The sequence below is a fragment of the Aquabacterium sp. genome (assembly GCF_049274795.1).
Taxonomy (GTDB): domain Bacteria; phylum Pseudomonadota; class Gammaproteobacteria; order Burkholderiales; family Burkholderiaceae_C; genus Aquabacterium.
The window spans coordinates 129348-143475 of the sequence record NZ_JBASTH010000038.1; the positions used below are offsets into that span (position 1 = coordinate 129348).

12 protein-coding genes are annotated in these 14128 nt (G+C 66.5%); 6 read left to right on the forward strand and 6 right to left on the reverse strand.

Annotation, left to right across the window (positions count from 1 at the left end):
- Nucleotides 1-3: 3 nt before the first annotated feature.
- Nucleotides 4-1797, reverse strand: a complete 1794-nt coding sequence (locus WAQ08_RS06555; protein ID WP_422190179.1) for an ATP-binding protein — start codon at nucleotides 1795-1797, stop codon at nucleotides 4-6.
- A 36-nt stretch (nucleotides 1798-1833) separates the two neighbouring features.
- On the reverse strand, nucleotides 1834-4665 hold the full coding sequence (locus WAQ08_RS06560) for a valine--tRNA ligase (RefSeq protein ID WP_422190181.1): 2832 nt from the start codon (nucleotides 4663-4665) through the stop codon (nucleotides 1834-1836).
- Between the two features lie 283 nt (nucleotides 4666-4948).
- Here WAQ08_RS06560 and WAQ08_RS06565 point away from each other — a divergent pair, with 283 nt between their 5' ends.
- From WAQ08_RS06565 to WAQ08_RS06580, 4 genes are read left to right on the forward strand one after another with little or no spacing between them, the layout of a single operon-like run.
- The gene (locus tag WAQ08_RS06565; RefSeq protein ID WP_422190183.1) at nucleotides 4949-5395 is read left to right on the forward strand and encodes a universal stress protein; all 447 of its coding nucleotides are present in this window, start codon (nucleotides 4949-4951) and stop codon (nucleotides 5393-5395) included.
- Nucleotides 5396-5446: 51 nt separating this feature from the next.
- Entirely contained in the window at nucleotides 5447-5755 is a 309-nt protein-coding gene (locus WAQ08_RS06570) for a DUF883 family protein (protein WP_422190185.1), read from the forward strand.
- Nucleotides 5756-5757: 2 nt separating this feature from the next.
- Nucleotides 5758-6204 (forward strand): phage holin family protein, encoded by a 447-nt coding sequence (locus tag WAQ08_RS06575; RefSeq protein WP_422190187.1) that lies wholly within the window; start codon nucleotides 5758-5760, stop codon nucleotides 6202-6204.
- Between the two features lie 7 nt (nucleotides 6205-6211).
- Complete coding sequence (locus WAQ08_RS06580; protein WP_422190189.1) at nucleotides 6212-6502, forward strand: hypothetical protein; 291 nt, start codon at nucleotides 6212-6214, stop codon at nucleotides 6500-6502.
- Nucleotides 6503-6555: 53 nt separating this feature from the next.
- Here the strand turns inward: WAQ08_RS06580 and WAQ08_RS06585 are convergent, their stop codons facing one another.
- Both WAQ08_RS06585 and WAQ08_RS06590 read right to left on the reverse strand, forming a co-directional pair.
- Nucleotides 6556-7680 (reverse strand): M48 family metallopeptidase, encoded by a 1125-nt coding sequence (locus WAQ08_RS06585; protein WP_422190191.1) that lies wholly within the window; start codon nucleotides 7678-7680, stop codon nucleotides 6556-6558.
- A 30-nt stretch (nucleotides 7681-7710) separates the two neighbouring features.
- Complete coding sequence (locus WAQ08_RS06590) at nucleotides 7711-8916, reverse strand: YjgN family protein (protein ID WP_422190193.1); 1206 nt, start codon at nucleotides 8914-8916, stop codon at nucleotides 7711-7713.
- An 85-nt stretch (nucleotides 8917-9001) separates the two neighbouring features.
- On the opposite strand from WAQ08_RS06590, the gene WAQ08_RS06595 reads away from it, so the two are divergent.
- A complete protein-coding gene (locus WAQ08_RS06595; protein ID WP_422190195.1) occupies nucleotides 9002-11452 on the forward strand; it encodes a UvrD-helicase domain-containing protein in 2451 nt (816 codons plus the stop codon).
- 147 nt (nucleotides 11453-11599) lie between these two features.
- Nucleotides 11600-12133, forward strand: a complete 534-nt coding sequence (locus WAQ08_RS06600; protein ID WP_422190197.1) for a Dps family protein — start codon at nucleotides 11600-11602, stop codon at nucleotides 12131-12133.
- 57 nt (nucleotides 12134-12190) lie between these two features.
- Here WAQ08_RS06600 and WAQ08_RS06605 read toward each other — a convergent pair whose 3' ends face one another.
- Both WAQ08_RS06605 and WAQ08_RS06610 read right to left on the reverse strand, forming a co-directional pair.
- Nucleotides 12191-12820 (reverse strand): response regulator, encoded by a 630-nt coding sequence (locus WAQ08_RS06605; RefSeq protein ID WP_422190199.1) that lies wholly within the window; start codon nucleotides 12818-12820, stop codon nucleotides 12191-12193.
- Nucleotides 12817-14001: a response regulator gene (locus tag WAQ08_RS06610; protein ID WP_422190201.1), complete on the reverse strand. Its 1185-nt coding sequence runs from the start codon at nucleotides 13999-14001 to the stop codon at nucleotides 12817-12819. Before WAQ08_RS06610 ends, WAQ08_RS06605 begins: the two co-directional genes overlap by 4 nt.
- Between the last annotated feature and the right edge of the window lie 127 nt (nucleotides 14002-14128).

The window sequence follows — 14128 nt, forward strand, 5'->3', positions numbered from 1 at the left end:
GGATCAGGTCTCCTGCAGGGGCAGCTGGAAGCGCGCCCGTGTGCCTCGGTCGGGGAGGTCTTCGATCCAGATGCGGCCCCCGTGGGCTTCCAGCAGCGAGCGCACGATGGACAGACCGAAGCCCAGGCCGTCTGGCTTGCTGCTGTGGAAGGGGTCGAAGAGGTGGGGGCGCTGGTCGGCGGGGACGCCGGGGCCGTTGTCGATGACCTGTACCTCTACGCCGTGGATGGGGGCAGTGCAAGGCTGCAGCCGCAGTGAAATCTGCCGCGGGGCCCCCTCGGGCAGATCCTGCAGGGCGTCCAGCGCGTTGACCAGAAGATTGAGCATGACCTGCTGAACCTGTGTGCGATCGGCAAGCACCAGGGGCACGCCGCTGGCCAGGCGTGCTCGCAGCCGTACCTGCTGGCGCTGGGCCCGGGCGGCGACGAGCTGCAGGCTGTCCCAGGCGATCTGCGCCAGCGCGACGGGTTGGCGTCGGGCGGGCTCGCGATGCAGAAAGCGCCGGATACGAGCCACCACCTGGCCCGCGTGCTCACCACTGCGGGCGATGCGCTGGGCCGCGGCGCGGGCTTCAGCCAGGTCGGCCGCCGGGTTGTTCAGCCAGCGCAGGCAGGCGTTGGCGTCGAGCACCATGGCTGTGAGCGGCTGGTTGACCTCATGGGCGATGGAGGTGGCCAGTTCGCCCAGTGTGCTCAGGCGGGTCAGCTGGGCCAGCTCGGCCTGTGCGAGTTCTGCGGCCTGCTCGAGGGCCAGGGTGTCGGTGAGGCCCTGGCCGATCTGGGCGGCCACCAGCTCCAGGAAGGTGCGGTAGTCGGCGTCCAGCCGCTTGTAGGGGTTGAGGCCGGCGAGCAGCCAGGCGGCACGGCGTTCAGGGCGGGGGGAGGGCACGGGCACCACGGCGATCTGTTCGGGGGGCAGGCCCCAGAAGCACGGAGTGTCGGGGGGCAGAACCTGACCAGCCTCCAGCATCTGGAAGATGCCGCTGTGCATGGCGGTGTGCAGCGCGGTGTACGGCACGGCCCACGGCATGTCGGCCGATGCATCGGCCAGCATCCGGGGGGCCGCCGCGGTCTTGGGCGATGGCTCAGGCGTGAGCGCAGCAGGCCAGGGCGCTGTGGCCGGCGCCATGGCCCAGCGCTGCAAGGTCTCCGTCTGCGCGGTGCCATCGCCCTGGGCCAGGTACAGCGCCGCCAGGGGCAGATCATGTGGATGCCGCGCCAGGCATTCGGCCAGTGCCTGGTGGTACTGGGCCTGCGTCCGTGCCGATCGCGTGCTGGTGGCCAGATCGGCCAGCGTCGCCATGCGGCGCTCGTAGAGCACGCGGGCCGTGGTGTCGTAGATGGGGCAGATCACGCCCTGCACGTGCCCTGCGGCGTCCAGCAGCGGGCTGTAGGAGAAGATCTCGTGGATCTCCTCGGTGTAGTCCTTGCGCTGGTAGAGCAGTTGCAACTGGTCGCAGCTGACCGCGCGGCCAGTGCGCTGCACCTGCTGCAGCAAGGGGTGCAGCGTGTCCATCACGTCGGGCTGCACCACGGCCAGGGGCTTGCCCAGGTCGTGCGGATGCTGGCCTTCGAAGAAATGGCGGGCCGCGTCGTTCCAGAAGGTGTGCAGCGCCTCGCCCCAGTAGACGATGTGCGGGAAGTCGGAGTGCAGGGTGACGCGCAGCACGTCGTGCAGGGCCTGGGGCCAGGCGCTGGGCGGCCCCAGCGGTGTGCTGCCCGTGGCCTGGGCCAGCAGGCAACGGCCGACCTCGCCGCCGTCCCGCAGGTAACCCAGAGGGGTCGCGGGGGGCGACAAGGTGGCCCTGTGGTTCACACCAAGGTTATGCCAAGATCACGCCAGGCGCTGGAACTGCGAGCGCACGCGTTCGAGCGCGGTGCTGAAGTCGGCCATGCGCTGCTTTTCCTGCTCCACCACGGCGGCCGGGGCGCGGGCCACGAAGCTTTCGTTGCCCAGCTTGGCCTGCGCCTTGGTGATCTCGCCTTCCAGGCGCTTGATCTCCTTGCCCAGGCGCTCTTTCTCGGCCTCGACGTCGATCTCGACGTGCAGGGCCAGGCGTGCATCACCCTGCACGGCCACGGGGGCAGCGGTGGTGGCGGCGGCGAAGGCGGCCTCGTCGAGCACCTGCACCTCGCCCAGCTTGGCCAGGGCCTTGAGGATGGGCGCGGCCTGCGTGAGGAAGGCGGCGTCGCCCGTGGTCAGCAGCGGCACGCGCTCGGCGGGCGAGAGGTTCATCTCGCCACGCAGCGTGCGCACGGTGCCCACCATGGCCTTAAGCTTGGCCACCCAGGCGTCGGATTCTTCGCAGATGCGGCCCAGATCGGGGCGTGGGTAGTCGGCCAGCATCAGGAAGGCCTCCTCGTCGGCGGCCTTGCGGCCAGCCACCGGGGCCACGGTCTGCCACAGTTCTTCGGTGATGAAGGGCGTGATCGGGTGCAGCAGGCGCAGCACGGTTTCCAGCACGCGGATCAGGGTGCGGCGGGTGGCGCGCTGCTGGGCCTCGGAGCCGGTCTGGATCTGCACCTTGGCGATCTCCAGGTACCAGTCGCAGTACTCGTCCCACACGAACTGGTAGATGGCGTTGGCCACGTTGTCCAGGCGGAACTCGCCGAAGCCTTGCTCAACCGCTGCCTCGACGCGCTGCAGCTCGCTGACGATCCACTTGTCGGCCGGGCTGAAGGCCAGGTACTCGCCGGTGGCGCAGACGCCCGCGGTGTGCGCCTTCAGGCCACAGTCCTGGCCTTCGCAGTTCATCAGCACGAAGCGCGTGGCGTTCCAGAGCTTGTTGCAGAAGTTGCGGTAGCCCTCGCAGCGCTTGCTGTCGAAGTTGATGCTGCGGCCCAGGCTGGCCAGTGCCGCGAAGGTGAAGCGCAGGGCATCCGCGCCGTAGCCGGGGATGCCTTCCGGGAACTCCTTCTCGGTGTTCTTGCGCACCTTGGGCGCGGTCTCGGGCTTGCGCAGGCCGGTGGTGCGCTTGTCGAGCAGCGGGGCCAGCTCGATGCCGTCGATCAGGTCGACCGGGTCGAGCACATTGCCTTCGGACTTGGACATCTTCTGGCCCTGCGCGTCACGCACCAGGCCGTGGATGTACACGTGCTTAAAGGGCACCTTGCCGGTGAAGTGCTTGGTCATCATGATCATCCGGGCGACCCAGAAGAAGATGATGTCGTAGCCGGTGACCAGCACGCTGGAGGGCAGGAAGAGGTCCTGCTCGATGGTCTTTTCAGGCCAGCCCAGCGTGGAAAAGGGCACCAGGGCCGATGAGTACCAGGTGTCCAGCACGTCTTCGTCACGGGTCAGATCGCCCGTGTAGCCGGCGGCGGCGGCCTTGGCGCGGGCTTCTTCTTCGGACGTGGCCACGAACAGCTCGCCGCCCGTGCCGTACCAGGCCGGGATCTGGTGGCCCCACCAGAGCTGGCGGCTGATGCACCAGTCCTGGATGTTCTTCATCCACTGGTTGTAGGTGTTGACCCAGTTCTCGGGCACGAACTTGACCTCGCCGCACTCGACCACGTCGATGGCCTGCTGGGCGATGCTCTTGCCGGAGGGGCCTGGCTTGGTCATGGCCACGAACCACTGGTCCGTCAGCATGGGCTCGATCACCTGGCCGGTGCGGCCGCAGCGCGGCACCATCAGCTTGTGCTTCTTGACCTCGACCAGCAGGCCGTCGGCCTCCAACTGGGCGACGATCTTCTTGCGGGCCACGAAGCGGTCCAGGCCACGCAGATCGGCGGGGATGTCGGCCAGGTCATCCACCACCTTCGCTTCGAGCGTGAAGATGGTGATCATGGGCAGGCTGTGGCGCAGGCCGACCTGGTAGTCGTTGGTGTCGTGCGCGGGCGTGACCTTGACGACGCCGGTGCCGAACTCTTTGTCGACGTAGTCGTCGGCGATCACGGGCACCAGGCGGCCGGTGATGGGCAGACGCACCTGCTGGCCAATGAGGTGGCTGTAGCGATCATCTTCCGGGTGCACCATCACGGCGGTGTCACCCAGCATCGTTTCGGGCCGTGTGGTGGCCACGACCAGGGTGTCGCTGCTGCCATCCACCGGGTAGCGGATGTGCCACAGCGAGCCGTCTTCTTCTTCGCTCTCGACTTCCAGATCGGACACGGCTGACTTGAGGATCGGATCCCAGCTGACCAGGCGCTTGCCGCGGTAGATCAGGCCCTGCTCGTACAGCTTGACGAAGGTGTCGTTGACCACGTTGGACAGCTTCTCGTCCATCGTGAAGTACTCGTGCTCCCAACTGACCGAATCACCCATGCGGCGCATCTGGCGGGTGATGGTCGAGCCGCTTTCTTCCTTCCACTCCCAGATCTTGGCGACGAAGTTCTTGCGGCCCAGGTCGTGGCGGCTCTGGCCCTTGTCCTGCAGCTGGCGTTCCACCACGATCTGCGTGGCGATGCCGGCGTGGTCGGTGCCGGGCACCCACAGCGTGTTGAAGCCGCGCATGCGGTGGTAGCGCGTCAACGAGTCCATGATGGTCTGGTTGAAGGCGTGACCCATGTGCAGCGTGCCCGTGACGTTGGGCGGCGGCAGCTGGATGCTGAAGGAGGGCTTGGCCGCGTCCAGCGTGGGCTCGTACAGGCCGCGCTGCTCCCACAGGGGGCCGTACTTGGCTTCAATGGGGGCGGGATCGAAGGATTTGGCGAGTTCGGTCATGTTCAATGGCGGGCGCTGCGGCAGCGCTGGGGATCGCGGTCACGGTCAGCGGCCGTGCGCGAAGGTGTTCTGGGCGGGATCCCGTGATTTTAGGCGGCGATGGCGCTTCCTGGCGCTCTTCGGCGCATTACCACCTGATTGCGATGCCTCAAGGAATCAAAAGGTTCATCCGCGCTGTCAAGGTGGGTTTTACACAGGGGGATCCCATGGCACTAAGATGGGCTTGCAACGTCAATCAAGAGGCCCTGCGCCGCAGCAAGATCTTCAGAAGGAGACACAGCCCATGTTCGAACACATCCTGGTTCCGGTGGATGGCGGCGATCTGTCGGACAAGTGCATCGAGCACAGCATCGGCCTGGCCAAGATGCTGGGCGCCTCGATCACCGGCTTCACGGTCGAGCCGCCCCTGCCGCCGCTGGTGGTCGAGCAGATGGCCGTGCCTTATTACGTCGAGACCTCCAAGGAGCACCAGGAGCGCTGCGAGGCCCATGCGCGCGAGGTGCTCAAGGCCTTCGCAGACCGCGCCGTGGCTGCTGGTGTGCCCTTCGACGGGCAGTTCATGGTCTCGGACAACGTGCAGCAGGCCATCGTGGACATCGCCCAGCGCCAGAAGTGCGACCTGATCGTGATGGCCACGCACGGCCGGCATGGGCTCGATGCATTGATCAACGGGTCCCTGACCAAGAGCGTGCTGTCGCACAGCCAGGTGCCCCTGCTGGTGCTGCATTGAGCACCGGTTTCAACTTCCAACGTTTTATTACCCTAGAAAAAGGAGCTTGAGATGAGCGATACCGCCGAACACCGCGAAAAGCTGATGGCTGATCTGAAATTGGTCGTGTCCGATGCCGAGGCCCTGCTGCAGGCCACCGCTGGCCAGGCCGGCGAAGGCGTGGCCGAACTGCGCGCCCGCGTGCAGGCCAGCCTGAGCCAAGCCAAGGATGGCCTGATCCATGTGCAGCATGCGGTGGTTGAAAAAGCCAAGGCCACGGCCAAGGCCACCGACGAGTACGTGCACGAGAACCCCTGGTCCTCCGTGGGCATCGCCGCCGGCGTGGGCCTGCTGGTCGGCCTGCTGATCGGGCGCCGCTGACCGTGGCGGGAGAGACCCCTCCGCCGATCTCGTCCCCGCCCTTGACCGGTGGCCTGTGGGCCTCTGCCCAGAACCTGCTGGCCACGGTGATCGCCATCGTGCAGACGCGGGTGGAGCTCGCTGCTGTCGAACTGGAAGAGGAAAAGCGCCGTCTGCTGGCCGTGATGGGCTGGGGGGCGGTGGCCGTGCTGATGGCCTGCTTCAGCCTGGTGTTCCTGGCCTTGTTCATCACCGTACTGTTCTGGGATGACCGCGTGGCGGTGCTGGGGTCGATCACCGTGCTGTTCCTGGTGATCGGCGGCCTGGCCTGGCAGCGGGTGGGCAAATTGCTCACCGGCTCGGGCGGCCTGCTGTCGGCCAGCATCGCCGAACTCGACGGTGACCGCAAGGCCCTGGCCGAAGCGGCCGCGCGCGTGTCCGGTCAGGCCAAACCGCCAACGCAGGAGTGAGCCCATCATGTTGACCGATGAGCAACTGGCGCTCAAGAAGCGCTACCTGCAACTGCACAGCGCGCTGCTGCGCCACAACCTGGCGGAGCAGGTCACCCAGACGCTGTCACCGGTGGCCACTGTCCAGCAGCGGCTGCATGTCGCCAGCACCTGGGCGCGTGCGCACCCTATGCTGTTGGGCGGCGCGGCGCTGGCGCTGATGTTCTGGCGGCCACGTAGCCTGAACCTGCTGGCGCAGCGTGGCCTGTGGCTGTGGCAGACCTGGCAACGGGTGCAGGCGCTGCGCGGGCCGCGCTGATCCATCCAGGCCATTTCAGGCTGCCATGACAGCCTGCGGCGGGCCAGCGTGCTTCAGCGCTGGTCCGCCTCCTTGAAGCGCGCGATGCGTTCGGCATCGGCCGGATGGCTGCTGAAGGCGATGCCGAAGTCATCCTCGTCGTCGCTCTCGTCTTCCGTGTCTGACGAGGTCTCCCGGGGATCCTGGGGCTTGTCCTTGGCCTTCTTGCCATCCTCGTCAGGGGGCGGGCGGCGTCGGTACGCCGCCAGTTCATCGAACAGGCCGGCCATCACGGAGGGGCGAATGTTGTTGGCCCGCAGCAGCTCGATGGAGGCGTCATCCGCCTCGCGCTCGAAATCGCGTGAGTAGGCCATGTGGCCCAGCAGGGCCGGCGTGGCCGCCAGCACCTGGCTGAAATCCCCGAAGGCCACGCTGGCCGCCGCACCCAACAGGCCTGATTGCACCAGCAGGCGCATGGAGTGTCGGTGCTGGACATGGCCCAGCTCGTGGGCGAACACGCCCACCAGCACCTCGTCGCGCCCCTTGAAGAGCTTGACGAGTTGATCGGTGAACACCAGGCTGCCGTCGGGCAGCGCAAAGGCGTTGGGGCCGATGCGCGCATGGCGGAAGTGGATCTTGACGGGCAGGGTCGGCGTGCCGGGGGGCTGAGCGGACTGCCATCGCGCCTGCGCCTGCAGGAACAGCGCGCGCAGGCGCTCCTGCTCGGCCTTGGGCAGCTTGCTGGGGTGTAGCCAGGTTTCTTCCACCGAGCGCATGGCGATCTCGCCGACCTGCTGATCGACCGAGCGGGGCATCACGGCCATCACGCCGCGGCTGGCCAGCGGCAGCCCCCACAGGTAGCCGGCCGCACAGAGGGCCAGCAGCACGACCACGGCCACACCGACCAGGCGCCAGCTCTGCTGCACCTGCACCACCCAGCCTTCGCCGATGTTGTGGCGGCGGGTCCATTGGTCCCATTCGGCGGGCGTGCGGGCATGCAGGGCCCCGCCATCCGGCAGCTGGGCGATGCGGGCGCCGTGCCGGGTGCGCTCGGGCCAGTGGATCTCCCGCAAGGGAATCTGGTTGTTCACCGCAGTGCCAGTGAGCTGCAGCATGTCGCCATGCACGCTCAACGCGACAGGGATGGCCTGCGCGTGCTGGCCGTCGAAGTAATCGGCGATCAGGGGTGTGTCGGCCATGTCCTGCTCAAGTGGCGCACCAACAAGGGTTCACAGGCCGAAGTCGATGCCGGCCATGTCCACGGCCGCATCGCCCGCGCCTTCCCGGTGCTGCGCCGCCTTCTGGCGCGACACCAGGGTGTCCAGATCGATCCGGGCGTGCACGGTCAGGGCCTGCAGGCGCAACCGGGCCATGGCGATGGCGGCAAAAGGCCAGTAGAACCCCAGCGTGAGCACCATCAGCGTCCAGTTGATCAGCGTCTGCTTGAACAGCGGGCCGAAGCCCAGGTGGCTCTTGAAACGCAGGTCGCGGCTGCCGGTCTGTGTCCAGACCAGGTTCTGCATGCGCGATTGCCAGTAGGGGATGGGCACCGCGTAGATGGCCACGATCACGGCGAACACCACCGGTGCGAGCAGTGGCGAGGCCATCCAGGAGGCGCCGGGCCGGCTTCCCTCTACGATGCCTGCCGCCAGCAAGACGGCCACCAGCGTGCTTCCCAGCACCGCCACGGCGATGGTCACGCCCGCCGTCTTGGCGAACACCTTGAACACATCACCAAAACTGACGCGGAACTCCGTGTGCACCTGGCCGTACACGTAGTTGTCGTGCTGGTACTTCTTGAAGCGGTAGAAGATGTAGGGGCCTGCGGCCACGTAGGCCAGGGTCATCAGGACGGCGCCGCCGATGATGCCCGCGGTGTGGCGGGTGACGACCAGCCCGATGCCTGCGGCAATGGCCGCGATCAGGATCAGCGCCGGAATGGCGAAGGCCAGGTAGACGCCCTTCATGGAGCCCGTGAACTGGAAGCGCAGCCCGCGCCAGCTGGTGTTGGACAGCCGGAACTGCAGCGAGGCACGCAGCAGCGCCGGCCACACGGCCATGAAGATCAGGCCAGCGATGCCGCCCGCGGTGGGAGACACGCTGGACGCCATGTTGTAGGCGATGAACAGCGCGCCCACCAGCAGGAAGCCGCGCAGCATGCGCTTGGGATCGCCGTGGAAATCCAGCGCGTGGCCGGCCACGTGCGTGTTGCCGTAGAAGTAGCGGAACTTGCGTACCCGGGCCCAGGGGTAGTACAGCCCGAAGGTGACGAGGGTGAGCAGCAGGTTGACGATCCAGATGCGGAAGTACTCGCTGCCCGAGCCGGTGAACTCGACCGGATAGCGCTCGGTGGTACGCGCCTGGCCTGGGTTGTCGGTGATGAGGGGCGACGCCTGAGCGTCACCCAGAGCGCCTGGCTGGCTGGGGTGCGGCATGAACAACTCTCCCTTGAGTGCCTGTGAATATTTGTGTCCGGTGGCGAAATTTACCCCAGGCGGCCAGGGCGCCTACAATTTTTGGATGAATTTCCCTGACGATGACCGCTCGCCTGACCTCCTGGGCGCCCCTGCCTCCGCCTTGCTCAAAGGGCTCAACCCTGAACAGCTGGCCGCCGTGACGGCGCCGCCCGGCCCCTGGCTGATCCTGGCGGGCGCCGGCTCGGGCAAGACGCGCGTGCTGACCACCCGCATTGCCTGGCTGCTGCAGACGGGGCAGGCCTCGCCGGCTGGCATCATGGCCGTGACCTTCACCAACAAGGCCGCCAAGGAAATGCTGACCCGCCTGTCGGCCATGCTGCCCATCAACGCGCGCGGCATGTGGATCGGCACCTTCCACGGCCTGTGCAACCGCTTCCTGCGGGCGCACTACAAGCTGGCGGGCCTGCCGCAAGCCTTCCAAATCCTGGACACGCAGGATCAGCTCTCCGCCGTCAAGCGCGTCATCAAGGGCCTGAAGTACGACGAGGAAAAGGTGATCCCCAAGCAGACCACCTGGTTCATCGCCAACGCCAAGGAAGACGGCCTGCGCCCCCGGGACATCGCACCGCGCGACGAACTGGGCCGCCTGCAGCTCAGCGTCTACGAGGCCTATGAAGACCAGTGCACCCGCGAAGGCGTGGTCGATTTCGCCGAGCTGATGCTGCGCACCTACGAGCTGCTGCGCGACAACGCCGAGCTGCGCGCGCATTACCAGCGGCGCTTCCGCCACATCCTGGTCGACGAGTTCCAGGACACCAACAAGCTGCAGTACGCCTGGCTGAAGATGTTTTCCGGCCGTCCCGAAGAAACCGGCACCAGCGTGATGGCCGTGGGCGACGACGACCAGAGCATCTACGCCTTCCGTGGCGCGCAGGTCAGCAACATGGGTGATTTCGAGCGCGAGTACAAGGTGCCCGGCGTGATCAAGCTGGAGCAGAATTACCGCAGCTTCGGGCACATCCTGGATTCGGCCAACGCGCTGATCGCCCACAACAGCCGCCGCCTGGGCAAGACGCTGCGCACCGATGCGGGCGCGGGTGAGCCGCTGCGCGTGTACGAGGCCAGCAGCGACTACGCCGAAGCCCAGTGGCTGGTCGACGAGGCCCGCCAGATGCACCGCGAAGGCCAGGCCTACAAGGAAGTGGCCGTGCTCTACCGCAGCAATGCGCAATCGCGGGTGATCGAATCGGCGTTGTTCAACGCCGGTGTGCCCTACAAGGTGTACGGCGGCCTGCGCTTCTTCGAGCGCGCCGAGGTGAAGCACGCGCTGGCCTACCTGCGCCTGATCGAGAACCCGAACGACGACACCAGCTTCCTGCGCGTGGTGAACTTCCCGGCGCGTGGCATCGGCGCGCGCACGGTCGAAGTGCTGCAGGACACGGCCCGCACCAGCGGCCGCAGCCTGGCCCAGAGCGTGACGGCCGTGCCGGGCAAGGCCGGCGCCAACCTGCAGGCCTTTGTGGCCAAGGTGGACGGCATGCGCGAGGCCACACGTGGCCTGACCCTGCGCCACATCATCGAGCACGTGGTGGAGGCCTCGGGCCTGGCTGATTTCTACCGCACCGAAAAGGAAGGCCAGGAGCGCCTGGAGAACCTGGCCGAACTGGTCAACGCCGCCGAGGCCTTCGTGACGCAGGAGGGCTTCGGCAAGGACGCCGTGGCCATGCCGGTGGACGAGCCTGTGGGCACCATCGCTCAGGGCCTGCCCGCCGCCGTGGCCCGCGTGGACACCTTGCCCGATGCCGAGACGGGCGAGATCATCTCGCCGCTGGTGGCCTTCCTGACGCACGCGGCGCTGGAGGCGGGCGACAACCAGGCCCAGGCCGGCCAGGACGCCGTGCAGCTGATGACGGTGCATGCAGCCAAGGGCCTGGAGTTCGACAACGTGTTCATCACCGGCCTGGAAGAGGGCCTGTTCCCGCACGAGAACTCGAAAGACGGCGACAGCCTGGAAGAAGAGCGTCGCCTGATGTACGTGGCCATCACGCGGGCGCGCAAGAAGCTGCACATCAGCTTCTGCCAGACGCGCATGCTGCACGGCCAGACACGCTACAACCTCAAGAGCCGCTTCCTGGACGAGTTGCCGGAAGAGGCGCTGAAGTGGCTGACGCCGCGCAACCAGGGCTTCGGCTCGGGCTATGCGCGCCAGTACCAGGAGGCCTGGGCCAGCGGACGCGGCCTGGGCTCGATGGTGGGCGCGGGGGCGCAGCCCTGGCGTGGTGGTGGTTCCACCAGCGGCGCACCCTATGGCGGCAAGGCCCGTGGCGAAGACAACTTCAAGGACCTGACTGCGCCCTTGCCCAATGCCATGGCCCAGGCCAAGACCGAGAACGGCTTCAAAGTGGGCCAGGGCGTGTTCCACAACAAGTTCGGCGAGGGTGTGATTCTGACGCTGGAAGGGCAGGGGCCCGATGCGCGCGTGCAGGTCAACTTCGGGCGGCATGGCACCAAGTGGCTGATGCTGAGCGTGGCCAAGCTGACCCCGACGGATTGATGGCGACATCGGCAGCGGCCTCTGCCGAATGGGTGATGCCGACCAGCTTCTTCGGTACGGTATTGATCTACCTTGCATCGGTGGCGCCTGCAAAGGCGCTACGATGAAGGCTCAAGCCAACCCCTAGGATCCAGGAGTCATCGCACCATGGCGAAATCCGACAAGAAACCTGCCGCCAAGACGGCTGCCAAGGCCACCAAGGCTGTTGCCTCGATCGACATCGGCATCTCAGGCCCGGACCGCGCGGCCATCGCCAAGGGCCTCAATGGCCTGTTGGCCGACACCTTCACGCTCTACCTGACCACGCACAACTTCCACTGGAACGTGACGGGTCCGATGTTCAACACGCTGCACGTGATGTTCATGGACCAGTACACCGAACTGTGGAACGCGGTGGACCCGATCGCCGAGCGCATCCGCGCGTTGGGCGTGTGCGCCAGTGGCTCCTTCGGTGATTTCCGCAAGCTCAGCACCTTGCCCGATGCGCCCAGCGAGCCGCCCAAGGCCAAGGAGATGATCCGCACGCTGGTGGCCGGTCACGAGGCCGTGGCGCGCACGGCGCGTTCGCTGTTCCCGCTGGTGGACAAGGCTTCCGACGAGCCTACCGCCGATCTGCTGACCCAGCGCCTGGATGTGCACGAAAAGGCTGCCTGGATGCTGCGTTCGCTGCTGGAAGAGTGATATTCCCGCAACGTAAAAACGGGCCTTCGGGCCCTTTTTCATGCCGGAACAGACTGGTCAGACCAGGCCGTTCCTGATGGCGTAGACCGTCAGCTCGGAGTTGTTGGTCAGCCCCAGTTTCTCCAGGACCCGGGCGCGGTACACGCTCACGGTCTTGGGGCTGAGCAGCAATTGCTCGGCAATATCAGACAGCCGCTTGCCCGAGGCGATCATCACCAGCGTCTGCAGTTCCCGGTCAGAGAGTTTCTGGTGGGCATCTTCCGGCGCTGGCGTGGTCAGGTTGTCCACCAGCATCTGCGCCATCTCGGGCGTCACGTACTTCTTGCCCTGCGACACTGTGCGCACCGCTGCCACGATCTGGGCCGCATCGCCGCCCTTGTTCAGGTAGCCGCTGGCGCCGGCTTTGAGCGCCCGCATCGCGTACTGATCCTCCGGGAACATGGACACCACCAGCACCTTGAGCGGCGTGCCTTCTTCCTTGAGCACGTGCAGCACGTCCAGGCCGCTGCGGCCGGGCAGGTTGATGTCCAGCACCAGCACGTCGCAGGAGCGCTCGCGCAGCAGGGTGCGCAACTCGCCGTAATCCCCCGCTTCGCCCACGACCTCGATGTCGCTGGCATCGGCCAGGGTGTCGCGGATGCCGCGGCGGATCAGGGCATGGTCGTCGCAAAGAATGACTTTGATCATGGTTGCCCCCAGATGGTGGGGTCGTCAGGGTCCAGGTCGGAGGCGGCCGGCATGGGGATCAGTTCGGAGCCGAACAGATCGATGAAACCGTTTTCGGGGCCGGACAAAGGCACGGACAGGATCAGGGTGGTGCCCTGCGGGCTGCTGCTGATGTCGACCCAGCCGCCCACGGTCTCGGCGCGCTCGCGCAGGCCGCGGATGCCGAAGGAGCGGGCCTTGGCCAGATCGTCCTGGCTCAGGCCCCGGCCATTGTCGGAGACCTCCAGCGACAGCACGCCGCCCGCCTGGGTCAGGTCGACCGTGACGCAATCGGCATGCGCGTGCTTGGAGATGTTGGTCAGAGCCTCCTGCGCGAAGCGGTAGGCCACCAGCGGCACGGCGTTGGGCAGGTTCAGGGTCTCGTGGCTGGTGCGGAAGGTGGTGTCCACACCGGTGCGCTTGCCGAAGCGGTCGGTCATCCACTGCAGGGCGGCGATCAACCCTTGCTCCAGGATGGCCGGGCGCAGGTTGTGCATGATGCGCTGGCTGGCCTCGTGGGCCATGTTCACGGCTTCCATGGCCTGCAGGGCCCGGTCGGCCACCGGCGTGCCATCAGCATGCCGGACGATCCAGGCCAGGTCCAGCTTGACAGCGGTTAACGCACCCCCGACATCGTCATGGATTTCGCGTGCGATGGCTGCTCGTTCCTGTTCAATGCTGGTTTGAAGGTGCTGTGCGAGTTCGCGCAACTGCTCGCGCGATTGGGTCAGGGCCAGATCGGCCTTCTGCTTGGCGATGCGGGTGCGGTTGGCCTCGATGGCCAGCACGGCCGCCGGGGCCAGGCGGGCCAGGTTGCTCTTGAGCAGGTAGTCGTTGGCGCCGTTGCGCATGGCCTGCACGGCGATGTCCTCGCCGATCTCGCCGGACACCAGGATGAAGGGCACGAGCTTGCCGGTGGCGCGCACCTTGTCCAGCGCCGCCAGGCCCGAATAGCCCGGCAGGTTGTAGTCGGAGAGGATGAGGTCCCAGTCGGCCTCGAGCGCCTCGGTCAGGGCCGCTTCGGTCTCGATGCGTTCGATGTCCGCGTCGATGCCGCCACGGCGAAGGTGGGCGGCAACCAGGGCATGGTCGGCCTCGTTGTCCTCGATGTGAAGGACACGAAGTCGGCGAGGGGTCAGGGCATCGGATTGGGCGTCATCCACTTAAGGGCTCTCAATCTCCGGATTTGCGCCAAGTTTTACCGCGTCATCGGCACGACTTGACGCGCTACAAGATGAAAAATTCTAACAACCATGCACATCATGTGCGTTGATCCGGACCAGGGGATTA

Excerpts from the sequence above, each read along its gene's own strand:
- WAQ08_RS06560 (WP_422190181.1), bottom strand. The coding sequence starts at position 4,665 with ATGACCGAACTCGCCAAATCCTTCGATCCCGCCCCCATTGAAGCCAAG.
- WAQ08_RS06565 (WP_422190183.1), top strand. The coding sequence starts at position 4,949 with ATGTTCGAACACATCCTGGTTCCGGTGGATGGCGGCGATCTGTCGGAC.
- WAQ08_RS06570 (WP_422190185.1), top strand. The coding sequence starts at position 5,447 with ATGAGCGATACCGCCGAACACCGCGAAAAGCTGATGGCTGATCTGAAA.
- WAQ08_RS06580 (WP_422190189.1), top strand. The coding sequence starts at position 6,212 with ATGTTGACCGATGAGCAACTGGCGCTCAAGAAGCGCTACCTGCAACTG.
- WAQ08_RS06585 (WP_422190191.1), bottom strand. The coding sequence starts at position 7,680 with ATGGCCGACACACCCCTGATCGCCGATTACTTCGACGGCCAGCACGCG.
- WAQ08_RS06590 (WP_422190193.1), bottom strand. The coding sequence starts at position 8,916 with ATGCCGCACCCCAGCCAGCCAGGCGCTCTGGGTGACGCTCAGGCGTCG.
- WAQ08_RS06595 (WP_422190195.1), top strand. The coding sequence starts at position 9,002 with ATGAATTTCCCTGACGATGACCGCTCGCCTGACCTCCTGGGCGCCCCT.
- WAQ08_RS06600 (WP_422190197.1), top strand. The coding sequence starts at position 11,600 with ATGGCGAAATCCGACAAGAAACCTGCCGCCAAGACGGCTGCCAAGGCC.
- WAQ08_RS06605 (WP_422190199.1), bottom strand. The coding sequence starts at position 12,820 with ATGATCAAAGTCATTCTTTGCGACGACCATGCCCTGATCCGCCGCGGC.